The organism is Companilactobacillus kedongensis (genome assembly GCF_003946625.1).
Taxonomy (GTDB): Bacteria; Bacillota; Bacilli; order Lactobacillales; family Lactobacillaceae; genus Companilactobacillus; species Companilactobacillus kedongensis.
Genome location: NZ_RHOR01000007.1, coordinates 86,739 through 113,031 on the forward strand (window position 1 = coordinate 86,739; position 26,293 = coordinate 113,031).

The following is a 26,293-nucleotide window of genomic DNA, read 5'->3' on the forward strand; positions in this document are numbered from 1 at the left end:
GTGAAAGCGGCTTCTTTTTTTGTGGAAAATTGTTGTAATTCACGATAATCCTTTTCATACTGTAATTATGAAAGAAGGGGTTAACGTGAAAAAAACAATTTATAAAACAGGGAGAAATTTATTATTGTTCTCCGCACTAATAGTTGGTGGAGTGATTGCGGTTAACCACCCACTTAATGTTTCTGCAGCTGATACTGCGGCTGAAGAAAATCCTGATGATCTTGTTGCAAGTGGTGATAATGATTGGGAATCAACAGATCCAGTATGGTCCTTGTACAAAATAAACGGCAATAGCAATAATCTAATATTACATATAAAATCATGTACAAAACTGTCCTTAAATAACGCAAGTTGGAAAAGCTATTCTAACAATATCTCTCAAATAGTTTTTTACGGAAATGTTACTGCTAGTGATTCAGTGTCTGGTTTATTCAGTGGATACACTAGCTTAACCTCGATAAGGAGAATGAATAATCTAGATACTTCTAATACAACTAACTTTAGCAACATGTTTTCTAAGGATCCTTCGTTACACTCACTGGATATTTCAGGATTTGATATGTCCAAAACAATTGTTTCCGGCAGATCAAATATGCTCGCATCCGATACCGGATTAGAAAGTTTAACTCTAGGTCCAAATAATGTTTTAGACACTACAAATACGACTGATTCAGATGCAGGATTACCTGATCAAATAACAACTGGAGAAACTATAAAGGGGGAACATTGGAAAAAAGAAGGTTCTGAAGATACAGAATCTAAAACAGCCACGGAATTAATGAATCTTTACAGTAACAGCGTGGGTAATAGTAGGCCTACTAATGTTGAGACTTGGGTTCCGGTGCAAACAGGCTATAGAACTTCAATGTACTTACAATATGTGGATGCTAGTGATTCTACTCAAATATTATACGGAAGCAGTTCCGAAAACATGGGTACAAAATCATTTGACGAAGGTGCCAAGGTTAAAAATAGTGATATTGCTGCAGCCTTTCCGAATTCTTATACTCCAGAAGACAATAATCTCTATTTTAAGGGCTATCAATCTGGAAATACGTCAAGCTCCAGTGATGTAATTACTATTCCTGATCACGATACCGATCCAAAAGCTATCCCCATAAAGCTAAAACAACTAAATCCTGCAAAAATATCTGTTAATATCACTGACGGTAGCAGTATAAAATCAGATGAATCATTTACCATCCCTGTTAATTACACTGAATATACGTATTCTGATATCAAGACCCCAGAACAAGAATTAGATCTGGATAATTCAAAAATAACAGTTGGAAAAGCTGCCGAAATGTCACTGTCAGACTATTTAGTGAAAAATAATATTACTTCGACAAATTTAAATGGTATTTTATCAGCCGCCATCAACAATTCTATGACCACTAAAACTACTCTAGTGAAAAACACAAGCAAAACAGTAAAAATGTACACTGATTCCGATTCAGATACCACACCCGTTTCTATCGATGCCGTCTACAAAAAAACTGATTCCGGTAACTCTGGAAATAATAACAGCAGTAACAACACAGGAACAATTACAGACAATAAACAAGTCATCGCTACTGGCGACAAAACCGTTCCACTATATGACATTAATGGTAAACAATTAACTGATTATGCCTTGGCAAAGAACTCAGATTGGCGAAGCGACAAGAAAATGGTCCTCGATGGTGTTACATATTATCGGGTTTCAACTGACGCTTGGGTGAAGGCTGATGATGTTTATTCATTTGAAAATGGAAACTCTTACGTTTCGGTTCATCACGATAAATATGCTAAACTAGTTAATTTCAAAAATGTTGAAAGTAATCGTGGACTACGTTCATCTAGTGACTGGAAATCTGATCGTTCGATCACCCTTTCTGGTACTAAACACTATCGTGTTTCAACTAACGAATTTGTAAATTCAGATAGTGTTTATCTATACAAACCAACATCCAATAATTTCAATGCAATGGATAGTACGACCATTTACGATGACTATGGAAATGATACCGGTAAAACTTTAAATGCTGGTTCATATAAGATTGACCGTATCGCCAATATCAATGGTGAATATTTCTACCGTGTTTCAACTAATCAATTTGTAAAAGTTAATTAATCCTTTGGCCTATGAAGCTAAAAAAATTTCATAGGCTTTTTTTCTAAAAAAATTAAAATCATGTTAAAATAAAAAGTAAGGAAGGTAAGGTGGACAATAATGGATATAAAAAACAAATCAATTAAAGCCACAATTACTAGTAAGAACCAAATTACAATTCCAAAAGAGATCAGAACTTTATTAAATGTTAAAAAAAATGATGTGATTGAATTTTCAACTAATAATAATGGTGAAATAGTAGTTGCCAGCGATAATTCATTATGGTCAATTGTTAAAGATCAAGAAAAAAAATACGGTAATGTCTCTACTCCAGAAATGGATTGGGGTACTGATATTGGAAACGAGAAAATTGACTGGTGATATTTGAAAAAGGAGAAATATACTTTGTTACCTTAGATCCATCCAAGGGGAGCGAACCAAAGAAAACGAGACCTTGTATAATTGTAAGCAATAATAACTACAATCAATATTTCAATACTTGTATAGTCGTTCCCATAAGTTCATCTAAAAAATATAAAACCGAAACTAAATATAAAAAATCACCATTTTTTATTAATATTAAAACAGACAAAGTCGATGGGACTGCTCTATTACAGCATGTTAAATCAATTGATTTAACTGCTAGAATTGATGGAAAAGTTATTTCAAAATTATCACCTTCAAAAATGAATAACATTTCAAATATACTAAAAGAATTTTATTAAAAAAAGGCTTCTATGAAATTTAATTTCATAGAAGCCTTTATATATATCATATTAGAATTCAGCATTTCCTGGTGTTCTAGGATATGCGATCACGTCACGAATATTCTTCATACCTGTTAGATACATAACAAGTCTTTCAAATCCGATACCGAAACCTGAATGAACTGTACCACCGTACTTACGTAATTCAAGATACCACTTGTATTCATCTGAATTTAGACCAAAGTCCTTGATCTTCTCCTCTAAGACGTCTAGACGCTCTTCACGTTGTGAACCACCGATCAGCTCACCAATTTCAGGAACTAGTAAGTCAGCCGCAGCAACGGTCTTACCGTCTTCATTAGCACGCATATAGAAGGCTTTGAAATCTTTTGGATAGTCAGTCAAAAATACAGGCTTGCCAAAGACTTTTTCACTTAGATAACGTTCGTGCTCTGATTCAAGATCTAGTCCCCACTTAACAGGAACTTCAAAGTCGACATCAGCTTCTTCAAGTAATTCGATAGCTTTAGTATATGTGATTTGGGCAAAATCTTCAGATACAGTATTTGATAAACGTTCGATCAAATGATCATCGATATTGTCATTTAAGAATTGAATTTCTTCTTTAGCATGGTCGAAAACATATTGAACAACATACTTCAATAGTTCTTCAGAAACGTTGATCTCATCTTGCATATCAGCAAAGGCCATTTCTGGTTCGATCATCCAGAATTCTGAAGCATGACGACCAGTATGTGAATTTTCAGCTCTGAAAGTTGGTCCGAATGTATAGACATTTCTCAATGCCAAAGCAAAGGCTTCCACTTCAAGTTGTCCACTAACTGTAAGGTTTGTTTCCTTCTTAAAGAAGTCTTCATTGTAATCAACTTTACCTTCATCAGTCTTTGGAACATTGTTCATATCTAAAGTTGTAACTTGGAACATTTCACCGGCACCTTCAGCATCACTACTTGTGATGATAGGTGTTTGGATATATGAGAATCCGTTATGTTGCAAGTATTCATGAACAGCAAAAGCTGCTAAAGAGCGTACTTTAAAGATTGAATAAAAAGTGTTTGTTCTAGGACGCAAATGTGCAATGGTTCTCAAGTACTCATAAGTATGAGCCTTCTTTTGCAATGGATAATCGCTGTCTGAAGTACCAAGTTCCTTAACGGCAGTAGCATGAATTTCAAATGGTTGTTGTGCACCCGGTGTTAAAGCTAGTTCACCAACAACTTCAATCGTTGTACTGATCGGGAATTTCTTGATTTCGTCAAAGTCTTCAAGATCATTGCTAAAAACAACTTGAACATTCTTCAAAAATGAACCGTCATTTACTTCAATAAATCCGATCTTCTTTGAACCTCTGATAGTTCTGATCCAGCCCTCGATAGTGATTTCTTCGCCATCTTTAAATTCTTTAGTAAATAAATCTTTTGCTAAAACTTTTTGCATAACGTTTTCTCCTTTTAGTTGTCCTTAACGCCTCCGACGTTTAGGGCAAATTATGTGAACGTCCAAAGACGTCCGCGTACCATACATATAAGATCAAAAGCTTAAAAACAGTGCAGGTGCTAAACATTTTAACGACTCTATTCCATTGGTAGAGCAGAAGTTTTCCGACATTCATATAAATGGCTCTAAACGTCAGAGACCCTCAATGGATTCGCGGACGTCTTTGGACGTTCGCATAAATGGCTCTAAACGTCGGAGACCCTCAATGGATTCGCGGACGTCTTTGGACGTTCGCATAAATGGCTCTAAACGTCAGAGACGTTAAGAGCCATTAAAAAAAGACCTACATCCCCAAATAAAGGGACGAAAGGTCTTTCCGCGGTACCACCCAAATTGTTTTTTTAACAAAAACATCTCAAACAAGCACAAACATGCTCGCTGACTATAACGTGTCATAAGCGTCAAACCCTACTACTGGTTCAGGCCGATGTAAAAAAGATGTTATTCGTAAATACCCGCATGTTAAGTTTACACTGTCCTTAACTCACTGAGAATTGAGTAAATAGTACTTCTTCTTTTTAAAATCATATGTATTAAGCTAATGAAAGAATAGCACGTTTTTTTGTATCTTGTAAAGTCCTCTTGTCATTCTTTCTTGAAACGAAAGATCCATAGCATGAAGATCCAAAATACTAAGGTTACGATCATTGGTATTCTGGTTGATTTCAAGAATATTAATAACACTAGAATTGAACCAAAGAATACTAAACTTAAATAATTGCTGAATGGATACAACGGCATTAAATATGTCTTTGTTCCTTGAGGATTTTTTTTACGATATAACAAATGACACCATATCAAAATCATCCAAACAATTATGAAGTTGATTGTTGAAACTGTCGCAATGATTCCAAACACATCCGATGGAATAAAGAAATTCAAAGCAACGATAACTAATAGTGCTGCGGCTGAGAATACTAACGCCCAAATTGGAACACCATTTCTGCCAATAACTTTAAATTTTTTCGGAGCGTTGCCCTTTAAACTAAGCGAGTACAACGTTCGGCTGGTACTAAATAAACAACTGTTAGTAGCAGAGAGAGCTGCTGTTAAAACTACAAAATTCAAAATTCCAGCTGCACCTCTGATACCTACTCCTGAAAACACTTGAACAAAAGGACTGGCAGTCGTAGTGATCTTAAACCAAGGATACACACTCATGATAGCAATCATCGAACCGACGTAAAACAAACCAATTCTTATAGGTAGACTATTGATTGCCTTAGGCAAATTAGTTTCAGGATCACTGGTTTCTCCAGCTGTGATCCCGACCATTTCAATACCAACAAAGGCAAAGATCACCATTTGAAATGACATAACAAACCCTTTAATACCAGTTGGGAAAAATCCACCTTGATTGAACAGATTACTAAAACTAGCGTGTCCTCCACCAACTGGAAAATGGAATAAAGCCATTCCAAATCCAACGACAACTAATAAAATTATTGCGATAACCTTGATAGTTGAAAAGCCTGATTCCAATTCACCAAATAATTTAACATCAACAAAATTCATTGCGAATAATAATAATAAAATAACTAGTGCTGACAGCCACTGCGGAACATCCGGCAACCAATATTTAATATAAATACCTGACGCCGTAAGGTCAGCCATCGCTACCGTTATCCAACAAAGCCAATAGGCCCAACCAGCTGCAAATTCAGCCCGATCACCGAGATACATTCTAATAAACTCCAAAAATGAATGTTTAGAAGTATCAGATAATAATAATTCTCCAATAGCTCGCATCATAAAAAAGCAAAATATTCCGGCAATCATATACGCCAAAATAATCGAAGGTCCCGATTCGTGGATCGCATCTCCAGATCCCAAAAACAATCCGGTCCCGATTGCTCCACCAATGGCAATCATCTGAATATGTCTACTTCCCAATGATCTAGAAAGTGAGTTTTTAGTTTCTTCTTGCATCGAATCTCCCCTTAATTTTGTATAAAAAAGCGCCCCTAGTACAATTAAGTACTAGGGGCGCTCTGCACGCGGTTCCACCCAAGTTTACAATGCTATACATTGTGTCTCTAAAGCTGATAAAGGTAGCCGCCTTTTCTAATACACCAATTGTCTCTAGTCAGCTTTCAGCCAAGGCCGACATCTCTTTAAAATATGTGATTAGTATACTAGAAACCAACTAAAATGCAAATATCGATTTTGCTATTCACAAATAATTCATATTTTGCCAACAATTAATTCATAGTATCGGGATATTATAGTAATTGTAGAAAAGAGATAGCGAATATCCCTCTTCTCATCCCCTATAACATATATTTAATCCCCTACTTAAAAGACGTTCTTCCCCAGAACGTCTTTTTTAATATTTAATAAGCAATGTTAGTAGTAGTAAAAAACAAATTAGGTTATACTATTCCTGTAGGGATTAGCAATATTCCTTACAGGGAAGGTATTTAAATATACCTAACTATTTTTGATGGACTTGAGAATTTATAAATAAAAAGACCCGCCGAAGTATTAGGAATTCATAAATAATTCATATTTTTGTAATAGTTACTTCACGACGAGCCTGTATTGTATTAATTGTAGATAAGAGAGAAACAATTTCTCTTTTCTCATCCCCCCTATAACATATATTTAATCCCCTAAAAAAAAGCATCTTCCCCAGATGCTTTTTTTATTTGTCTATAAGTTTGTCTAACGGATCATCATCTAAATCAGGAATGATCTCATTTAATTTTCCTCGAGTAATAAATCTTGAAGAAATCTCTTTTTTTATGATCTTATTTTCGAATAACAAATCAAATGCTGTTTCGCCAATACTGTCTAATCTGTGATCGACCGTCGAAAAATCTAATAGAAAACTACTAGATAAATTTTCCTGCCCAATTACTAAAGCTGGATGTTTGATCTCTTGAAGTTTCTTCAAAGCTCCAGCAGCAATCTGATCACCATTAGCAAAAATAACTTCCAAATCTGGATCATTTTCTACTAATTTTCCAGCAGCAGTTATGCCATCGTACATATTCTTAGCATCACGATATAACATACCTCTGGGAATTGAATGGCCAAAAACATTCTCATAAGACTTAGTAGTCAATTTAGCACTTTGACTAACGATCTCACTTCTGCTGACGGTCAATCCAATATGAGAATAACCAGCATCCTTTAAAATTTGCAAAACATTTCCAAAAGACTTTTTACGATCCGTAAATGCACAGGATAAAGGATAATCAAAAGTATCTTCACAGCAGACCAGCCCACCAAAATTTCGATACTTAATTATCCTGCTAAACGGAATAGCCCGCGAAGTAAAAATCAACCCGTCAAAAGCCTGATGCTTTAACATATCCAAATAGCGCATTTCGTAATCAGGATTATAATTAGTTGGCAACAACGTTACCTGATAATTCTCCATTAAAGCTTTTTCCGTGATGGCATCGGCCAACTTTTGAAAATATGGATGATTTATGTATGGCAAAACTACGCCAACACGATAAGATTTTCCAAGACTTAATGCTCTGGCCAAATCATTTCGATGGTAATTCAATTCCTCCATCGCCGATAATATATCTGACTTAGTTTGTTCAGAAACGTAACCTTTCTGATTCAAAACTCTTGATACAGTAGAAACTGAATGTCCTGAAACCTTTGCCACATCACGAATATTCGCCATTTTATCACCTCTACTAATACTATAAAGCATAGAACCAGTTCCACAGCAAAATTTAATGAATTTTGTAGTAGTTAGTCACCTAACATATAGCCAGGCATGAGCGAGCAGTCATATGTTAGGTGACTAACATTGATATTGAAACAGAAATATCAATTTATATACAATTTTGGTAAAATTCACACTTTCTTCACAATTTGAATATATTTGTTTCACACTTGGCCTGTATATTAGTAGTTGTAGATGAGAGATACAAGTATTTCTCTTCTCATCCCCCCTATAACATATATTTAATCCCCTAAAAAAATATTTGAAAGAACATCCCTCCCCAGGATGTTCTTTTTTTGTGCCGCCCACGGTCACAAGGAATATTTTTAATCAAAATAAATTCTCCATATTTATACAGAGTTGATTACTCTATCCGTATAAATATGGAGGATTTTTTTAGTCGGAGGTTGTTAGAAGTTCATCGCAGTGACAATGGCGTTAGAACGGTGACCTCCTGTCCTTACACCATGGACGGTTCTGAGATTTGCGAAAGCAAAGCTCAAAATCGAGTCTTCAGACCTTGACTGAATAGGTCCCACAGCGATGAACTTCTAACAACCGGAGACGGAATCCCCTATTTATTTTGTCCTAAAAATACAGGTAATAAAATTTGATCAGTAATTTCTGTAATGCTTTTTTTATCCAAAGACTCATTGCCAACCACTTCATTGATCAGTAAAATCCCTGGCAAATTGATAATACGTTTAGACATTTGATCAAAATTTAATTCTCCACGTTCATCAGCCTGTTTTAATACCTGGATTATCATTTCAGTTAATTTGTTCTCATTACTAGTTGCAGATAGGATCTTATCAACCGGAATGGTCTTCAATCGATCAGCTAATAATCCACGTAATTTTTCAGTACCAAAGGTATCAAAAACAACCGTCAATTGGCTGAATAATTTAATCAAGTCACTACGTAATGACCCAGTATTAGGAATAGAGACATCCATCTTTGGACCATATTTAATGATGGCACTAGCAACTAATCCGGATTTATCTGACCAGCGTCGATACAAAACTGGTTTAGCTGCATTAGCACGTTTAGCAACTTCTGACATCGTGAAGTCTTTATAACCAACTTCATTCACTAAATCCCAAGCGGCAGAAAGGACTGCAGCTTCCAATTCTTCACCACGACGGCGAGTTTGATGTTCCAAATTTGAGTTTGGCAAAATAAGATTACTCCTTTTCTTGCAATTTAAGATACTACGGTGTACTATTCAAATCATTAAGAAACCAAAGTATCTTATTTTAAAATTCGAGGTGTTTTTTATGCAATATCAAGAATCAAAGAAAAAAACTCAAAACGCACCTACTGATCGTTCATCGGTTATCAAGGTAGCAATAATTCTCGTTATCGGTGCCCTGGCTCCAATGCTTGATACGACTATGACTAACGTTGCCATTAATACTATTATGAAAGATCTTAATAGTTCTGTAAATCTAGTACAATGGGTAACCACTGGTTATATTTTAGCACTCGGAATTGCTGTACCTATTGCCGGTTGGGCAGTTGATCATTTTAGTGGTAAAAAGATCTATTTACTAGCCTTATCAATTTTCCTAGTTGGTTCGATCATATCTGGCATGGCTGGTAATATCAACATTTTGATAGTGGGTCGTATAATCCAAGGCTCTGGTGCCGGAATAATTATGTCGATCATCACCACTCTAATTGTACGGGCTTCTGGCGGTGTAGGATTAGGAGGGATTATGTCAATCGTGGGTCTACCAGCTATCCTTGCTCCTATTCTTGGACCAACTTTTGGCGGATTCATTATCAAAACTTTAGACTGGCACTGGATTTTTTATGTTAACATCCCAATTGCACTAGCTTCAATAATCTTATTATATTTTATGATGCCAAGATTCAATCCAATCGTTACTAAGCGTAGTTTCGATTGGAACAGTATTATTCTATTAGGTGGGGCTTTTACTTCTTTGATCTTAGGAATAACAAAACTCAGCACTAGTGGTAAGTTTACCAACTTCGATGTTTTAGGACCTCTCGGATTGGGAATTATTCTTCTATTAGGTTATGCAATCTACGCAGCTATTTTCCCAAAAAGAGCTCTAGTGAGTTTAAAATTATTTAAATTTCCTAGTTTTACAGCTTCCAGCATTCTTTTGTTATTATCTGGATTAACTATTAATGGAGCAATGTTCATTCTGCCCCTTTATCTACAAAATATTCGCGGATTAAGTGTCGTCATGTCCGGCGTTTACCTAATTGCACAAGGGCTAGGGTTACTAGTTTCTCGTAGCCAAATTGGCAAACTCACTGATAGAATTGGCGCACGCTGGGTCGTTTTAGGATCAATTGTTATTGCCGTGATCGGAACATTACCGTTTGCATTTTTCAATGCTCAAACATCAGTCTGGTTGATTCTTTTAACTTTATTCGTTCGCGGAATAGCACAAGGCGGTATGACTATCCCTATTATGTCAGATGCCTATACTGGTGTTCCATCCGAACTAGTCTCCGAAGCTACGACTGCATCGCGTATGTTACAAAATATTGGTGGTGCTTTCGGAACAGCTTTATTGGCAACCTGGATCCAAACACAACTAAATGGTGAACTATTGACTCCTGAACATTTAAATTCAGCTTATCAAGGGGCCTTTGTAGTAACTGTTGTTATGACAGTTCTTGCCGTAATTCCAGCATGGTTCTTGAGTCATCATACAAAGTAGCCGCTCCGGTGGTACAGATGGTGTCCTGCAGTTAGACCGGTCTCAGCCAAGGTCTGATACCTCGATTTTGAGCTTTGCATCCGCAAATCTCAGAATCGTCTGTTGTGTAAGAACGAGGAACCATCGTTCTAACACAACTTGAACTGCTGGTCACCACCTGTACCACCTCCGCTTAGTCTTAATAAAAATATAAGTCCTCCCTAATTTATACAGATAAATTAGGGAGGACTTTTTAGTTGAAAAAACTATAACTAATTTAAAATGTCATGCTACATACTCAAATCAAACCATAATCTTGCGAATTAAACTTAGTCGTAGGTTGTTAGAAGTTCATCGCAGTAATAATGGCGTTAGAACGGTGGTTTTCCGTTCTTACACCATGGACGATTCTGAGATTTGCGCAAGCAAAGCTCAAAATCGAGTCTTCAGACCTTGGCTGAAGACGGTCCTACAGCGATGAACTTCTAACAACCGGAGACGGACACAACCTTTTTAATCATCTTTACGACCAAAATGAATGGCAGCTGATTTCAACATTAAGTTTCTAACCTTTACATCAATAAAACCAGCCTCATGATACATCTCAACAAGTTTAGAAATACTGACAAACTTATTGACCGAATCGTCCAGATATTGGTATTCATTCTTTCTAGAAGCAAACACTTTACCCATCATTGGCATGATTTTATTGAAATAAACTCCCCAGCCTAAACGGATCACTGGAGTCTCCACCTTAAACGCTTCAAGGCAAACAACTTCACCACCTGGTTTTAATACTCGATATATCTCTGATAATACTTTATTCGCATCAGGAACATTTCGTAATCCAAATCCAATCGTGACTACATCGAAAGTTTCATCTGGAAAATTCAAATTCATCGCATCCCCAGCCAACAATTCTACATTTTCTAATTTTGATTTAGCAACTTTTGATTGCCCGATTTTTAGCATCTCTTGGCTGAAATCCATACCTGAGATTTTGGCAGTTGGAAAGTTATTTCCTAAAAGAATGGTCCAATCGGCTGTCCCACAGCAGAGATCTAATATCCGTTTGGGATGGTTATTGATCATATTAGTAGCAGTATTACGCCATTTCTTGTGTGTACCTAAACTCATGATTGAATTTAATTTGTCATAATTCTCCGCAATTGAGTTAAAGGTATTCTCAACATCTTTTTCTGGAACTTTATTAGTTAATCCCATTATCTGACCCCTAATCTATATCTGTTTGACGACCATAGTATGTTAAAAATCTCGTACCTGATTCTGTAAGTCGATATTTTGAAACGCCGCCATTACCAGGTTGAACGATTGCAGAAATATTTTGTGCCCCTGTAATCACTTTTAAAAATGAACGACTGATAAATCCATGACAAACAGCCATAATTTTCTTATCGCCTTTCTTGGATATCTCCGTCATAAAGTCATCTACACGTTTATATACGTCTTCATAGTCCTCACCGTCATCGACATATTTTTTATATTCTGGGAATAAAAATTGGTTCTCATCAAATACTTCAGGATATTCAGACATCAATTCTGCCTCACTGGCACCATCCCATTTTCCATATCGAGCTTCGATCAATCGATTATCAACTTTAAGTTCATGAACTCCATGATTCAAAATTTCGGCAGTCTGCTTAGCACGGATCAAAGGACTAGTGTATATCTCATCAAAGTCTTCAATATTTATTTCCTCAGCTAAGTTTTGCGCCTGTTTAATACCAACATCATTTAAAGGTAAATCGGTTAAACCGCCATTAAGTCTCCCTTGAGAATTAGAATCAGTTTCCCCATGTCTCACCACATACAATTCAACCATAAAGTATATACTCCTAACTGTTTGTTAACGCTTAATCATTACTTTTTTAGTATTCCATTGTTGACATTAGTTTTCAACTTTATTATAGTTAAGAAAATTAAACAGTCCTTTAACATTGGTCCCGTGAGGCTAAAAAGGTTCACTTATGTCTTTTATTTCGTTTGCATACACACGGGATAGAGGACTTTTTTTTTGAGAGAGTGAAGCAAAACGTTTAGCTCTTGAGTATTACCTAGAATATTGATGATGGTGGTTTATGCCATTATCAATATCCGTAGTAAACGCAGAGAGCTGTTTTGCGTAGCTCGTTTTAGATAGAGAACGTTTCAATACAAAGTAAAAACAGGGGGATATTATTTTGGATACAAACGACAAGAAGTACCGAAATCCTGACGCGGTCATTGATTTATATGAGCGTCCACCTTTAGGTAGTTGGTGGTTATTATCACTACAGCACTTATTCTCAATGTTTGGGGCAACGGTCTTGGTTCCTTTATTGATCGGTTTAGATCCTGGTATTGCCCTATTTAGTTCTGGTATTGGTACTATTCTTCATATTCTAATTACTAAGGGTAGAATTCCTGCCTACATGAGTTCCAGTTTCTCATTTATCGTACCTAGTATCGCATTGATGAAAACTGCCGGCTATGCTGGTGTCGCACAAGGTACTATCGCTGTTGGTCTTGTCTACTTGATAGTCGCATTACTAATTGCCTTTATCGGTGCCGACTGGATCGACAAAGCTTTACCTCCGATCGTAGTTGGACCAATCATCATTGTTATTGGACTATCAGTTGCCGGAAGTGCTGCTGATAACGCTATGATGAATAGTGGTCACTATGACTTGAAATACTTCATTATTGCTATGATCACATTATTCTTAACTGTCTTATTCAATATGTATTTCAAAGGATTCTGGAGCAATATTGCGATCCTGCTTGGTATTGTTTGTGGGTACCTTATCTCAGTTGCTTTTGGTATTGTTGATTTCTCCAAAGTTGTCTCAACACCTTGGTTCCAATTACCAAACTTTGAATTTCCATTTATCAGTTACACACCTAAGAAAATTTATTGGGATGCCATATTGAGTTTCGCACCGATTGCCTTTGTTACTATGGCTGAACATCTGGGTCATATCATGGTACTTGATGAATTAACTCACAGAAACTTCTTCAAAAATCCCGGTCTACACAGAACATTGGCTGGTGATGGTACTGCTTCGATTTTCGCTGGTTTAGTTGGTGGTCCACCTATCACATCATATGGTGAAAACATCGGTGTTATGGCCGTTAATAAAATTTTCAGTGTTTACGTTATTGTTGGTGCCGCTGTCTTTGCTGCTTTGTTTGGATTCGTTGGTAAGCTTAGTGCCTTGATCCAAACGATTCCTGGACCCGTAATCGGTGGTATCAGTTTTGTCCTCTTTGGTGTTATTGCATCTAGTGGTTTAAGAATCCTAGTAGATAACAAAGTTGACTTTAATCAAAAACATAATTTAATGATCGCATCCGCTATCCTAGTTATTGGTATCGGTAATGCATACTTGAAGATCGGTACTTTCCAATTTACAGGTATCGGTGTTGCTACAATCGTTGGTATCGTCTTAAATCTTCTCTTACCTAAGAGAGCTTTATCCGAACAATAGAAACAAAAAAATCCATCTGAGAATTGATCTCAGATGGATTTTTTATATTCACTTTTAAATAACTATATTTTATAGATTTTGACCTTTTTCCCAAGTTGTCTTTGACAATAGTAAGCCATGCTTTACTAATTCATCAAATAATTTATAAGTTCTCTTAGAAATTTCATTAGCTGTTTCAATATTGTTCTTTGTTAAGAAGTCAGTAACATCTTTCTTACCTTCAACAGCAGCATCTGTAGCAGCAACTCTTGAACGGGCATATGATTGACAGCCATTTCTAAAGGCATTGATAGCTTCAACATATTCATGGAAGTGAGGCTCGATAAGTACAGACAAGGTCTTGTTCAACCAATAAACGTTGTGAACGTCAACTTCTTGTGTTGTATTCTTATAGTCTTCTGGAGTGTCGTTGGCATTTGCATAGAATGGAACATATGGTGCATATGCGAAGAATCCCATTGCGATCCATTGAACAGCAGCATGAGCTGCGTCAACGCCATTTCTAATTTGTAGAATTGATGAGATTTGGTTACGGTCCATAGCGATTGAACGATACTTTCTTTGTTCATCGGCTGTACCTGAAGCATATGTGCCGAATGGATCGTATGGTGTGCCGTTGTAATGTGATGATAGGAATTTTTGTACGTCTTCAATAGCAAGTTTCTTAGCAGGTTTGCGTGCTAATGGCATATCTTGGTCAGTTGGTTTTTGATCAGTTATTTCTGGATTGAATAATTTTTGACCATACCAAGTACGTGGAGTGTTGTAGTAAGCATCATCTTCACCTTGAGTTCCAAAGATCTCACGGAAGTTAAACTTGCCTGGTGTAGGATTCAATTGATATTTTTCAACAAATTCTACTAAGTCAGTAGCAACTAAGAAGTTGTCTGTATCACTTGGATCAATTTCTTGGATCAACGTTTGATTAGGAACAATTGCATATGTGTCTTCTGGCAAGCGCATTGCTGCCCAGTGGTGACCACCAACTATTTCTAATAACCAAACATCATCGTTATCGTTAAAGGCGATACTGTTACTTTCACCAGTACCATATTTTTCAATCAAAGAGCCAAGTCTTTCGACACCCTCTTTAGCACTCTTAATGTATGGCAATACTAATGAAACCATGGCTTCTTCATCAATACCATCGTGAACTAGTGGATCATATCCAAGTACACGAGCATTTGTAGCTGTAGTTTCAGTAGCACTCATACCAACGTTAAATTCATTAATACCTGATTCTTCCCATTGACCATCGCTTTGGTCAGCTTGTGGTGTACAAGTATAATGATATGCATGATCTGGTAGAGGTACGCTCACACCAGTTACAACTGATTTGAACGAAGCATTCTTTTGATCTTTAGCTTCATGGACGATATATCTAAGTGGATTGATTGGGCCATAACCATCTTGGTTACGAGCTACAATTGTGGAACCATCCATTGTTGCGCCTTTTCCTACTAATATTTCTGTACAATCGGAACTTTTCTTCATCATCTTGTTCCGCCTCCCTTACATCACCAGTATAGGATTATAATTTTTTAAGTAAAGGGGGTTGTGAAAAAAATAACTAAAAATATAGGCTAAAAAAGGCTTGAAATCTGATATCTACAATTGTACTACGCATTGATTGTTTGCTTTTTCTCAATACTCTCTAGTCGTGCCGTAAGATTGGCGATCTGCTTTTTAAGGCTGATACCAATATCAGTGTCGCCAACTGTTGTCCGCTTAACCGATTGTTCGATGACCCGTTTGGTAGAAACAACATCAGTCATATCGGCAATGGCTCTTTTTCTAGTTGTGAAAGGCTCATGTGTTACCAATTGGAATCCATAAGAATTGGACAGCAACGTATAACCACCAATACCGGTCGTCTTATGATAAGGTTTCGACATCCCACCATCGATCACAAAAATCTTACGATTGGCCATAATTGGCGAGTGACCTAGCTTGACCGGTGTGTGACCATTAACGATGTGACCATTTTCAGGATCTAGTCCAAATTCACTAAGCAATTCATCCGCAAACCATTCTTCTTTTCTCAATGAATAGTAGGGGTTTTTCACTTCATGGTGGGTTTGAACATCTTCAATAAAGTATCTTTCAAACGTCGTCATCGCACGTTTACCGAATAATGGGGACATTTTACCAGTCCAAAGATACCAAATAATATCAGAATTCAAACAATCAACTAATTTAGGTTTCTGGAATCCTTCTTTAAGTACTTTTTCAAAGAAATCGAATAGATCTTTCCCAGCATAAGTTTGACCATTAACTGTCCAACCTAGCATCTTACCTTCTTCATCAACTGGTACACAGCCGTGTAGCAATAAGTTTCCATTATATTTAAGATACATCGAACCATTATTCATCATGTAAGCCATGTGATAACGAAGTTTTGGTGCATCAATAAATTGTTGTGACAAGTCAATTAGGATCTTCTCTTCCTCATCCGTTAGCTTATACGGATCATCTGGGTCAACCAATTGGAAACAGCCGTCAACAACTGGATAAGTTTTCCCATCTATCTCAATTGTCTTTCGATCAAGACTCAGCTTATCTAACAACATTCTCTCTGACATTTGAAAATCAGGATTACGTTTGATAGTTTGACCTTCAAGTTTGAATTGCATAATAGCAATAGCTTGTTGGACACAGTTGTCATAGCAAGCATCATCATTGGGGATCTTAGCTCCAGTATCAGATTTTGGTTGGAATGAATTTAGCGGTTTGTAATATTTTTCAGCGAAATCTCGTAAATCACTTAGACCAATACCGTAATTAGTCAACAGGCGCAGATTATTATAACGGGCACTGATCCTGATCAAATTGGCCATGCAAAGTTTTGATCCAGCAGCACTACCGATCCATAGAATATCGTGATTACCCCACTGAAAGTCCAAGCTTCCCCAACGCTTCATCAAGTGATCAATGATATAGTCAGGATGTGGTCCACGATCATAAACATCACCAATAATGTGCAGATGATCAACCACTAGTCTTTGAATAGTATGGCAAGTTGAAATAATAAAAGAATCAGCCATATCAAGACGGATAATGCTTTCCATTACTTCATAATAATATTTATATTTAGCATTATCATTTGAATCCGCATAAAGTAATTCCTCAGTTATGTAGACAAAATCGTCTTTAATAGCTTTTCTAACTTTTGAACGAGTGTATTTACTAGAAGTATAGCGAAGCATTTCGATCAATTCATTAAAGGTATCAATATACCACTGTGACAAACTGCCCTCATCCGGCATCTGTTCCTTAGTCTGTCTCAAGATCTCTGTTGGATAATAGATCAAGAAGGCTAATCTCTTCTGGCTTTCAGCTGTCAGCCGACCAGTAAACAATTCGGAAATTTTCTGACGTGTATTTCCGGAACCATTCCGCAAAATATGGGCAAATTCATCATACTCACCATGAATATCACTTACAAAAGCCTCAGTTCCCTTTGGTAAGTTCAGAATAGCCGAAAGATTAATGATTTCTGATTTAATTTCATTACTGGTTGTGAATATTTTTTCCATAATTCCTAGTAGACCTCTTTCTAATGTAAGGGTTTCATACATTGATAATATGCAACAACTTGAACTATACCAAATATCAACTTGTTTTCCAAGTTTCACAAAATAAAATGCGTTAAAATATTAATTATGGAGGTATATTTATGAGCTTAAATATTGAATCATGCGTAACATTAAATAACGGTGTGAAAATGCCCCAATTAGGTATGGGTGTGTGGCAAGTTAACAACACTCAAGCATCACAATCTGTTCAATGGGCTTTAAAACACGGATACAAAGCCATTGATACAGCAAAACAATATGGTAATGAAAAAGGTGTCGGTATTGGGCTACAAAAAGGACTAGCTGACAATAACTTAAAACGTAAAGATATTTTCTTAACTACTAAAATTTATAATGGCGACCAAGGTTATGAATCAACTTTGAAACAATTTGAAGGACAGTTGAAGAACTTACAGACAGATTACGTCGACCTTCTACTAATCCACTGGCCAGTTGATGGTACTTATTTATCTGCTTGGAAAGCTCTAGAAGAAATCTATCGTCAAGGTAAAGCTCGCGCAATCGGAGTTTCAAACTTTAATATCACCAAATTACAAGATATTCTAAAAACAGCTTCCGTTAAGCCAGCCGTTAACCAAATGGAATTCCATCCCCTTTGCCAAGAGGAAGATATTAAGAATTTCTGTGACGAACAAAATATCTACTTAGAAGCTTGGTCACCACTAGGCAGCGGTACTGTTCTTAAAGATACCAGGCTTCAAAAGATTGCTGATAAATACAACAAGTCAGTTGCTCAAGTTATCCTTCGTTGGGACTTGCAACGTGATATTATCACAATTCCAAAGTCATCTCATGAGGCAAGAATCGAGCAAAACGCTGATATCTTCGATTTCGAGTTAAGTGAAGATGATGTAAATGAGATCAATGGTTTTGATCTTGATAAGAGAAGTCTTTGGTATGGTAGCTTTACATGGCATGGTAATCCCGATGGCTATCAAGATTCTGTTGAAGAGTGGGACGACTAATTTTTCCGCTATTGCCGCCTACGGGTACAAGTAATTTGTCTGCTGTGGACCGGTCCAAGCCTTGGTCTTGGACCTCGATTTTGAGCTTTGCTTTCGCAAATCTCGAAATCGTCTGTGGTGTAAGAAGGGAACCTTCTAACACCACCATCACTGCTGACAAATTTCTTGCGCCCTTCGGCTAAGATTTACTACATTCCTCATTTCAAACAATAATTAGTTAGGCATCCAATTTCTGGATGCCCTTTTTAGTGGAAAACAATCAAACAAACAAAACAGAATAAAAAATAATATCCATATTCAAATTAACATCTCCGGCCTCCGGCGGCATTAAAGACCCACACAAAAAGCCTGGAAGAGATTATCTTTCAAGCTTTTTTAATATTTTTTCATAAAAATGTCACCTAACGAACCTTCTCTAAAATTAATATTGCCAAGTTTTTCATCAACCATCATTCCAGTTAAATGTGACTCTGCAATCAGTTTTGGAAATTCTCGTGTACCGACTGCCAAACCAGCGATTGCCCACACTCTAGCATCCGTCACGTTACTATTAATAACTGTAACTTGTTGAATATGACTTTTATTACTGATCAAAGCATGTTTAACATCTGTTTTTTCCAATGTCGTGATTGCTGCATTTTGTAAATAATATGTAGCCGCTATTTGATCAGATACAGGTTTCATAATTGAAATCGTCCAATGATAATCGCTATCAGAAGTATTGATCAATGTATCGCTGCCATCACTGAATTTTACGGCAACAATTTCATTCTCCTTCAGTAATGGTTTGAGATATTTATTAAATCCTTCATCAATTATCCAACCTTTAATAAATTCTGTTGGATCATATTTACTCCCAAAGTTTGTACTGAAGTAGTGATGAGTCATTTGTTCCGCGATTACTGTTTGTGTGTAAATATCGCTGAATGTATCTGATTCGATCAGAGGTTTTTGGCTTCCCGATTGAAACGCTACAACTAGTGAGTCTTTTTTTAATGGTGAAAATTTCTCATCCATTTCTTTTAGGTATTTTTTTATATTTTCAGTTGCTACATTAAATAATTCTTTTACAGTTTCATTATTATCACGAGTAATTAATTTAATTGAATATTGATTATCTAATTCACCAATTTTACAGCTCAATGAATTATATTTTTCGGTCATAGGCAGTCTGCCTTTCTATTTAGAATTCTTGTTTGATTATACTTAAAAGTATATAGACCATTTATGAAGTTCCTATGACTAAAAATTGTTATAAGTTGGAATTTTTAAGCTTGTTTTAAGATTCCATTTTTAAAAGGTATTTCTCCTTCTTCTTGATCAAATAAAATACCAGTCAATTTAGATTTCCAGATCATCTGTGAGAATCTATCGATGCCAGCTGAAACGCCAGTTTTGGCCCAAACATCAGCATCTACTAATCCGGCACTAAAAATGGTAACTTGTTTAATTTTACTAATTTCATTTTTATCATCGATCATTTCTGAAGTTGCTACGGAACCATTTTTCAAATAATATCCTGCCGCAATGCTTTGAAAATCACTCGGGTCTTTAATGCCAATTTCCCAAAAAAAGTCGGCATCTTTTCTTGTAGCAACTTTCATATCTCCACCACTGTTAAGTGAAATGCCACTGATCTCAGAGTTATTCAACAAAGGACGCAGATCTTTTTCAAATATCTTTTCGATTACCCAACCTTTAAGCAATCCTGAAGAGTCATTCTTAATTTCCAAACTGCTTTCAGCTTGTACTCCTCTCACTTCATCAGCCAATTTAGCCTGAGCAAAAACTGCCTGAAAACTATCATAATCACGCAACGGATCAATACTGCCTCGTTGCAATTTACTTATTAAGGAATCAGTTCTAAATGGATAAACACCATCAACTACTTTCGCTAAATCTTGTTCGATGGCAAAACATGTGTGATTAAAAATATCCTGAGTGATCCTGTCATAATTTTTAGTAGCCAATTTTATCGTAAAAGGAACATCCAATATTTCTATAATTCGGCTTGGAAAATAATATTTAGTTTCTGACATAATAATCAACTCGCCTTCAATTTTTAGTTTTGGCGATTATATAAATTAAATGTGACTTTTTTGTGACTAGAGCTTAAAAAAAACAGCTCCCACTTTCGCAGGCGCTGTTCTGAACACATCTATATAAATTTAAAAAATCAAACTAGTCGTAAGGTCTGAGAATATTTACCAGCTGTGAGAGTGGCGTTGCGGCTTTAGCCGTTACACCACCGGACGAGCTTAAAGACTTGCTTAGCAAGGCTTCAAGCCGAGGTACCAGACCAAGGCTCAGCCCGTCCCGCACAGCAGGTAAAAATTTTCAGACCCGGAGACGGCCACAAAACGTATTAACTATGAAACTTTTTTTCACCTTGAGGATTCAATAAAATATTAAGTAAAATTGCGGCAAAACTTCCGACAACTAAACCATTATTTAAAATAGTTTGTAAACTTGATGGCAAGATATGTAACAAAGTTGGTTGAACAGTAACACCTAATCCCAAACCAATAGCCACAGCCATGATCAACAAATTATTGTTATCCATTCTAACCTTGGTTAACATCTTGATACCTTCAGCACCAACGGTACCGAACATGATCAACATTGCTCCACCTAAAACTGATGTTGGGATCAAGGTAGCAATTGCTCCAACCTTAGGTATCAATCCTAGTAATATTAGTAGAAAAGCCGAGAAATAAACTGGCTTATTCTTCTTAATGCCTGACAATTGAACGATAGCAACGTTTTGAGAGAAAGTAGAATATGGGAAGGTATTAAAAATTCCACCCAAAATTGCAGCGATACCTTCAGAAGCATATCCGTGTTGCAGATCTTTCTCATTCAATTCACGTTTAGTGATTTCAGCTAATGCGTAATAAACACCAGTTGATTCGATCATACATGTTAAAGCAGCCAAAATCATGATAAGAATAGAAGACCATTCAAATTTTGGAGCTGAGAAATAAAATGGAATTGGGATTTGGAACCAATGTGCATCATGAACACTTGAGAATCCCATTGTACCCATAAATCCCGCCATGACTGAACCAACGACGATCCCAATCAAAACAGATATTTGTTTAATGAAACCTTTTCCTAAGATATTTATCAAAACAATTATCAAGGCCGTCGTAAATCCTAAGATTAGATCAGTCGCACCACCAAAGCCCTTAGCCGTAGCATCGCCACCACCAATATTTTGGAAAGCAACTGGTATCAAGGTAAATCCGATCAACGTTATCAAAGAACCAGTTACAACTGGAGGAAAGAAACGCTTTAATTTTGCGAAGAATTTCGATATAACAAGGATAAAAATTCCGGCAGCAATAATACCACCATACATATAGGCAATTCCGTAATGATGTCCAATATTTTGTAACGGCGTTACATACTCAACCGCAGACCCAAGAACAACTGGTAATCCAATACCCGTCATAGGTGTACGTTTAATTTGAAGTAAAGTAGCAACCCCACACATAAAAATATCGACAGAAATTAAATAAGTCATCTCTGTCGCGGAGAAATTTAGAGCCGCACCAATTAAAATCGGTATTAAAATATCCCCAGAATACATTGCTAAAAGATGTTGAAACCCTAATAGAAGATTCTTCAAAAATGAATCTTCCGAATCATGCACTTTTAAGTCCATATCTATCCTCCTAATAATTACACAAATTATAGCATTTTTTCAGAAAATATATAACATGGCCTTGATAAATAAGAGTTTTTTTCTTCATTGGTTTGGACCTTTTGTGATAGAATGTTCTATCGTATGCAAAAGAGGAGGACTTATATAATATGAAGAAGAATCATTTGGATGACGCATGTACAACTATTTTAGTTGGTAAAAATGCTAGTTTGGATGGATCAACAATGATCGCCAGAAACGATGATACTTTTCTTCCAGTTTCACCACACAACTTCGTTTTAAACCCAGCTGTTAAGGGAGAAAAAAATCGTACTGTTAAGTCATGGCTTAATAAATTTGAAGCACCTATCCCTGAAAATGGATATTCATGGCCTGCCGTTCCTAATGTTGATTACAAATCCGAAGGTTATTATGACGAAAGTGGTATTAACGGCGTTAACGTTGCTATGTCTGCCACAGAGAGTACTTATGGTAATGAACGTGCCTTATCATGTGACCCACTAGTTAAAGATGGTATGGATGAAGATGTTATCGTCAGAATGGTTTTACCATTCGTAGATTCAGCCATTGATGCTGTTAAGCGTACCGGTGACTTGATCAAAGAATATGGTTCACCAGCCGGAAATTCAGTTTTATTCAGTGACAAAGATGATGTTTGGTATATGGAAATAGTTACTGGACATCACTGGGTCGCTCAAAGAATCCCTGATGACAGTTATGCTGTTGCCGCTAACCGTGTTTCAATTCAACAAGTAGACTTCAATGACCCTAAACAATTTATGTGGTCAGACGGAATCCAAGAATTCGTTGAAAAAAATCATTTAAATACTGACAAAACTGGCTGGAACTTCCGTCACATTTTTGGTACTGATAATGTTAAAGACCGTCACTACAACACACCACGTGTTTGGTTTGGTCAAAGATATTTCAACCCAGAAATTGAACAAGATCCAGAAGATGGTGAACTACCATTCATTATGAAGACAGATCACAAGATTTCTGTTGAAGATATCGAATACGTTTTAGGCTCACATTATAATGAAACAAAATTCGACCCATTCAGTCCTGATTCCGCAAACGATGATAAATATCGTTACCGTCCAATTGGTTTGAATCGTACTCAAAACTCACATGTTCTTCAAATCAGAAATGATGTGCCTGAAGAAGTAGCCGCTATTATGTGGTTATGTGTTGGTTTCCCTTCATTCTCACCATATATTCCCTTCTATACAAATATGAACGACACTGCTAAGAGTTACCAAGATACATCAATGACCTTTGAATTTAACAATTCATACTGGATGTATAAAGGACTTTCAGCTTTAGTTGAATCTCATTACAAGCATTTTGTTGAAGATGACACTGACTACTTGACTGAATTAAACGAAAAATTCCGTGCAAGTATCATTGAAACTGACAAATTGTCAAAAGAACATTCTGGTGCAGAATTAACACAATTCTTAACTGACAGAAATCAAAAACTCGTTGCTGAAACTGAAGACAAGACAAAGAAACTTTATGGTGAACTATTCACTAAAGCTATCAACATGTCTAAACTAACTTTCAATATGGATAAAAACTTATAAAATAATCACACGTTTCGGAAAAGTCCGAAGCGTGTTTTTTTATTTTTTGAACAATTAAACCTATAATCAGTTTAATCAAAAAAATAATGAACCATTTCTGCGGTTGCATGTATAATATTGGGTATGAGTTTTTAGGAGGAAATTATGGAAGAAAGTAAGTCGCTTGCCAAGAAGACCTTGAGAAAAGGATTTCTTCTTGCTTTCACTGCATCTATGGTTTGGGGTGTTTCCGGTGCCGTTCAACAGATCGTCGCTAAAGATGCCAATATCCCTGCCATGTGGTTTGTCGGTACTAGAACTACTATTGCTGGAGTGATCTTATTGGTCATTTCACTATTCGTTCTACCAAAAAAGGAGTTTTTCTCGATCTTTAAATCGTGGAAAGATACCTTAACTTTGATAGCCTTTTCCGCTTTTGGATTGTTTGCCAATATGTATACATTCTTTTATGCGATTCAAACTGGTAACTCTTCAACCGCTACGATTCTGCAGTATTTATCACCATTATTCGTTATGGTCGGAGCAGTCTTATTTACACACAAAAAAGTTCTAAGAATTGACGTTATTTCATTTGCACTAGCTCTATTAGGTGTTTTCTTATTAATTACTAGAGGAGACTTTGGACACCTCTCAATTCCTTTCGTATCAGTACTTTGGGGGATTGGTAGTGGTATTACAGCGGCACTTTACATCGTTATACCACAACGCCTTATTGCTAGACATAACGGTCTACTAGTTACCGGCTGGGGAATGCTTGTCGCAGGACTCATTTCGAACTGTTTTACACCGATCTGGATTAATCCCCCTCACCTGTCAACTAAGAGTATACTAGGTGTAGGTGCTGTTATTCTGCTTAGTAATGTTATTGCATTCTTGTTGATGGTTTTCAGTACTAAATACACTACAGCCGCTACAATAAGTATCACCGATGCGGTGCAACCATTCACCACCTTAGTATTGAGTGTCATATTCCTTGCATATAGCGTCAATTTTGTCGAAATTATCGGTTCAATAATTGTTGTCTTCGCTATTTACATTCTAAACAGGTACGATACCAACACAAACTGATAAGGAGGTCACACCAAGTTATGAAAATTTTTGCTTATGGAATTCGTGATGACGAAAAGCCATCTATGGAAAAATGGGAGAAAGAAAATTCAGATGTAGAGGTAGATTATACCGATCAATTGTTGACGCCAGAAACAGCTAAATTAGCTGATGGTGCCAACGGTGTAGTTACTCTTCAAACAACGCCTTACGAGAGAGGTGCTCTGGAGGTTCTAAAGGAACAAGGTATCCAATCTATTTCTATTCGCAATGTTGGTGTTGATAATTTTAGTTTCAAAGATCTAAATGAATTAGGATTTAAGTTAACCAACGTACCAGTTTATTCGCCAAATGCTATCGCTGAACATACGATTTTATTAATGGGACGCCTATTACGTCGTGTTCCTGAAGTCGATGTTAAATTCGATAACGGTGACTTTACATGGGCACCAACAATCGGTAAAGAATACCGTGAACAAACAGTCGGTGTTATCGGTACTGGTCATATTGGCCGTGTCGTTATAAAAATCTTGCAAGGATTTGGTGCTAAAGTCATCGCCTATGATGTCTATCACAATCCTGATATTGAAAAACAAGGACTTTACGTAGATTCTCTTGAAGATATCTATAAACAATCTGATGTCATCACCTTGCATGTTCCATTATTCGACAGTAACAAACATATGATCAACGAATCAGCTATCGAACAAATGAAAGACGGTGTCTTCATCGTCAATTGTGCACGTGGTGAATTGATCGACACTCAAGCTTTGATAAAAGGTTTGGATGACAAGAAAATCGCCGGTGCCGGACTTGATGTATTAGACAACGAAAACAGAGTCTTCGGTAAAGTATGGGGCAGCATTGATAACTTGCCAAGTTCAGATATTAAGAATTTAGCACAACGTTTAAATGTTATAATCACACCTCACAATGCCTTTTATACTGAAACAGCTGTCCATAATATGATCAAGATTTCCTTTGATTCTAATAAAGCCTTGATCGAAGGACAAACACCAGATACCTTAATTAATACAAAATAATAATAAATAGAAGTAGTACGACGAATTGTCGTGCTACTTTTTTTGTGCGTTGTTTTTCGCTGAAGAGTTTGAGTAATTCCACCTGTTAATCGAGTAGGAGGTAAATTAATTACCGACCTCTCACACCACCGTACGTACGGTTCCGTATACGGCGGTTCATTAATTTAAGCATTCTTAATAGACTGGAGTTTCTTGGACATATTCATTAGTCCTAGAGA

General features: G+C 36.5%; 20 protein-coding genes and 1 other annotated feature. Of the genes, 9 read left to right on the forward strand and 11 right to left on the reverse strand.

Going from position 1 to position 26,293, the window contains the following annotated elements; all coding sequences use genetic code 11:
• Positions 1-85: 85 nt before the first annotated feature.
• The 3 genes from EKM60_RS05970 (at position 86) to EKM60_RS05980 (ending at position 2,817) form a co-directional block, all read left to right on the forward strand.
• On the forward strand, positions 86-2,113 hold the full coding sequence (locus EKM60_RS05970; protein ID WP_164508336.1) for an SLAP domain-containing protein: 2,028 nt from the start codon (positions 86-88) through the stop codon (positions 2,111-2,113).
• 99 nt (positions 2,114-2,212) lie between these two features.
• Positions 2,213-2,473 carry an AbrB/MazE/SpoVT family DNA-binding domain-containing protein gene (locus tag EKM60_RS05975; RefSeq protein ID WP_125713467.1) on the forward strand — a complete coding sequence of 87 codons (261 nt, stop codon included), beginning with the start codon at positions 2,213-2,215 and terminating at the stop codon, positions 2,471-2,473.
• A complete protein-coding gene (locus tag EKM60_RS05980; protein ID WP_125713469.1) occupies positions 2,470-2,817 on the forward strand; it encodes a type II toxin-antitoxin system PemK/MazF family toxin in 348 nt (115 codons plus the stop codon). Before EKM60_RS05975 ends, EKM60_RS05980 begins: the two co-directional genes overlap by 4 nt.
• Before the next feature lie 51 nt (positions 2,818-2,868).
• Here EKM60_RS05980 and asnS read toward each other — a convergent pair whose 3' ends face one another.
• The 4 genes from asnS to EKM60_RS06000 all read right to left on the reverse strand — a co-directional run bounded on the left by asnS (position 2,869) and on the right by EKM60_RS06000 (position 9,182).
• Positions 2,869-4,257 (reverse strand): asparagine--tRNA ligase, encoded by a 1,389-nt coding sequence (gene asnS, locus EKM60_RS05985; RefSeq protein ID WP_125713471.1) that lies wholly within the window; start codon positions 4,255-4,257, stop codon positions 2,869-2,871.
• Positions 4,258-4,613: 356 nt separating this feature from the next.
• Positions 4,614-4,849, reverse strand: a binding site (T-box leader).
• A gap of 53 nt (positions 4,850-4,902) precedes the next feature.
• On the reverse strand, positions 4,903-6,246 hold the full coding sequence (locus EKM60_RS05990) for an amino acid permease (RefSeq protein ID WP_125713473.1): 1,344 nt from the start codon (positions 6,244-6,246) through the stop codon (positions 4,903-4,905).
• 715 nt (positions 6,247-6,961) lie between these two features.
• Positions 6,962-7,960 (reverse strand): LacI family DNA-binding transcriptional regulator, encoded by a 999-nt coding sequence (locus tag EKM60_RS05995; RefSeq protein ID WP_164508337.1) that lies wholly within the window; start codon positions 7,958-7,960, stop codon positions 6,962-6,964.
• 619 nt (positions 7,961-8,579) lie between these two features.
• Positions 8,580-9,182, reverse strand: a complete 603-nt coding sequence (locus EKM60_RS06000; protein WP_164508338.1) for a TetR/AcrR family transcriptional regulator — start codon at positions 9,180-9,182, stop codon at positions 8,580-8,582.
• 100 nt (positions 9,183-9,282) lie between these two features.
• On the opposite strand from EKM60_RS06000, the gene EKM60_RS06005 reads away from it, so the two are divergent.
• Positions 9,283-10,704, forward strand: coding sequence for an MDR family MFS transporter (locus tag EKM60_RS06005; protein ID WP_125713478.1), 1,422 nt, complete (start codon positions 9,283-9,285; stop codon positions 10,702-10,704).
• Between the two features lie 492 nt (positions 10,705-11,196).
• On the opposite strand, the gene EKM60_RS06010 is transcribed toward EKM60_RS06005, so the two are convergent.
• Together EKM60_RS06010 and EKM60_RS06015 are read right to left on the reverse strand one after the other, a co-directional pair.
• Positions 11,197-11,907, reverse strand: coding sequence for a demethylmenaquinone methyltransferase (locus EKM60_RS06010; RefSeq protein ID WP_125713480.1), 711 nt, complete (start codon positions 11,905-11,907; stop codon positions 11,197-11,199).
• 10 nt (positions 11,908-11,917) lie between these two features.
• Positions 11,918-12,526: a histidine phosphatase family protein gene (locus EKM60_RS06015; RefSeq protein ID WP_125713482.1), complete on the reverse strand. Its 609-nt coding sequence runs from the start codon at positions 12,524-12,526 to the stop codon at positions 11,918-11,920.
• Between the two features lie 358 nt (positions 12,527-12,884).
• Between EKM60_RS06015 and EKM60_RS06020 the strand changes: the two genes are divergently transcribed.
• Complete coding sequence (locus EKM60_RS06020; protein WP_125713484.1) at positions 12,885-14,171, forward strand: uracil-xanthine permease family protein; 1,287 nt, start codon at positions 12,885-12,887, stop codon at positions 14,169-14,171.
• Positions 14,172-14,240: 69 nt separating this feature from the next.
• On the opposite strand, the gene EKM60_RS06025 is transcribed toward EKM60_RS06020, so the two are convergent.
• Both EKM60_RS06025 and EKM60_RS06030 read right to left on the reverse strand, forming a co-directional pair.
• A complete protein-coding gene (locus EKM60_RS06025; protein WP_125713507.1) occupies positions 14,241-15,665 on the reverse strand; it encodes a C69 family dipeptidase in 1,425 nt (474 codons plus the stop codon).
• Between the two features lie 125 nt (positions 15,666-15,790).
• Positions 15,791-17,707, reverse strand: a complete 1,917-nt coding sequence (locus tag EKM60_RS06030) for a fructose-1,6-bisphosphatase (protein ID WP_125713486.1) — start codon at positions 17,705-17,707, stop codon at positions 15,791-15,793.
• Between the two features lie 140 nt (positions 17,708-17,847).
• On the opposite strand from EKM60_RS06030, the gene EKM60_RS06035 reads away from it, so the two are divergent.
• Positions 17,848-18,732 carry an aldo/keto reductase gene (locus EKM60_RS06035; protein ID WP_125713489.1) on the forward strand — a complete coding sequence of 295 codons (885 nt, stop codon included), beginning with the start codon at positions 17,848-17,850 and terminating at the stop codon, positions 18,730-18,732.
• A 375-nt stretch (positions 18,733-19,107) separates the two neighbouring features.
• Here EKM60_RS06035 and EKM60_RS06040 read toward each other — a convergent pair whose 3' ends face one another.
• The 3 genes from EKM60_RS06040 to EKM60_RS06050 form a co-directional block, all read right to left on the reverse strand.
• Positions 19,108-19,896 (reverse strand): hypothetical protein, encoded by a 789-nt coding sequence (locus EKM60_RS06040; RefSeq protein WP_125713491.1) that lies wholly within the window; start codon positions 19,894-19,896, stop codon positions 19,108-19,110.
• Between the two features lie 104 nt (positions 19,897-20,000).
• Positions 20,001-20,771: an FAD:protein FMN transferase gene (locus tag EKM60_RS06045; protein WP_125713492.1), complete on the reverse strand. Its 771-nt coding sequence runs from the start codon at positions 20,769-20,771 to the stop codon at positions 20,001-20,003.
• Positions 20,772-21,097: 326 nt separating this feature from the next.
• Positions 21,098-22,399 carry a nucleobase:cation symporter-2 family protein gene (locus EKM60_RS06050; RefSeq protein ID WP_125713494.1) on the reverse strand — a complete coding sequence of 434 codons (1,302 nt, stop codon included), beginning with the start codon at positions 22,397-22,399 and terminating at the stop codon, positions 21,098-21,100.
• A gap of 149 nt (positions 22,400-22,548) precedes the next feature.
• Between EKM60_RS06050 and EKM60_RS06055 the strand changes: the two genes are divergently transcribed.
• From EKM60_RS06055 to EKM60_RS06065, 3 genes are all read left to right on the forward strand, one after another.
• Positions 22,549-23,985 carry a C69 family dipeptidase gene (locus EKM60_RS06055; RefSeq protein ID WP_125713496.1) on the forward strand — a complete coding sequence of 479 codons (1,437 nt, stop codon included), beginning with the start codon at positions 22,549-22,551 and terminating at the stop codon, positions 23,983-23,985.
• A 144-nt stretch (positions 23,986-24,129) separates the two neighbouring features.
• Complete coding sequence (locus EKM60_RS06060) at positions 24,130-25,053, forward strand: DMT family transporter (protein WP_125713498.1); 924 nt, start codon at positions 24,130-24,132, stop codon at positions 25,051-25,053.
• A gap of 20 nt (positions 25,054-25,073) precedes the next feature.
• Positions 25,074-26,075: a D-2-hydroxyacid dehydrogenase gene (locus EKM60_RS06065; protein ID WP_125713500.1), complete on the forward strand. Its 1,002-nt coding sequence runs from the start codon at positions 25,074-25,076 to the stop codon at positions 26,073-26,075.
• Positions 26,076-26,293 lie beyond the last annotated feature (218 nt).

Excerpts from the sequence above, each read along its gene's own strand:
- EKM60_RS05990 (WP_125713473.1), bottom strand. The coding sequence starts at position 6,246 with ATGCAAGAAGAAACTAAAAACTCACTTTCTAGATCATTGGGAAGTAGA.
- EKM60_RS05995 (WP_164508337.1), bottom strand. The coding sequence starts at position 7,960 with ATGGCGAATATTCGTGATGTGGCAAAGGTTTCAGGACATTCAGTTTCT.
- EKM60_RS06010 (WP_125713480.1), bottom strand. The coding sequence starts at position 11,907 with ATGGGATTAACTAATAAAGTTCCAGAAAAAGATGTTGAGAATACCTTT.
- EKM60_RS06025 (WP_125713507.1), bottom strand. The coding sequence starts at position 15,665 with ATGAAGAAAAGTTCCGATTGTACAGAAATATTAGTAGGAAAAGGCGCA.
- EKM60_RS06035 (WP_125713489.1), top strand. The coding sequence starts at position 17,848 with ATGAGCTTAAATATTGAATCATGCGTAACATTAAATAACGGTGTGAAA.
- EKM60_RS06040 (WP_125713491.1), bottom strand. The coding sequence starts at position 19,896 with ATGACCGAAAAATATAATTCATTGAGCTGTAAAATTGGTGAATTAGAT.
- EKM60_RS05975 (WP_125713467.1), top strand. The coding sequence starts at position 2,213 with ATGGATATAAAAAACAAATCAATTAAAGCCACAATTACTAGTAAGAAC.
- EKM60_RS06005 (WP_125713478.1), top strand. The coding sequence starts at position 9,283 with ATGCAATATCAAGAATCAAAGAAAAAAACTCAAAACGCACCTACTGAT.
- EKM60_RS06060 (WP_125713498.1), top strand. The coding sequence starts at position 24,130 with ATGGAAGAAAGTAAGTCGCTTGCCAAGAAGACCTTGAGAAAAGGATTT.
- EKM60_RS06050 (WP_125713494.1), bottom strand. The coding sequence starts at position 22,399 with ATGGACTTAAAAGTGCATGATTCGGAAGATTCATTTTTGAAGAATCTT.
- EKM60_RS06015 (WP_125713482.1), bottom strand. The coding sequence starts at position 12,526 with ATGGTTGAATTGTATGTGGTGAGACATGGGGAAACTGATTCTAATTCT.
- EKM60_RS06055 (WP_125713496.1), top strand. The coding sequence starts at position 22,549 with ATGAAGAAGAATCATTTGGATGACGCATGTACAACTATTTTAGTTGGT.
- EKM60_RS06045 (WP_125713492.1), bottom strand. The coding sequence starts at position 20,771 with ATGTCAGAAACTAAATATTATTTTCCAAGCCGAATTATAGAAATATTG.
- asnS (WP_125713471.1), bottom strand. The coding sequence starts at position 4,257 with ATGCAAAAAGTTTTAGCAAAAGATTTATTTACTAAAGAATTTAAAGAT.
- EKM60_RS06030 (WP_125713486.1), bottom strand. The coding sequence starts at position 17,707 with ATGGAAAAAATATTCACAACCAGTAATGAAATTAAATCAGAAATCATT.
- EKM60_RS06065 (WP_125713500.1), top strand. The coding sequence starts at position 25,074 with ATGAAAATTTTTGCTTATGGAATTCGTGATGACGAAAAGCCATCTATG.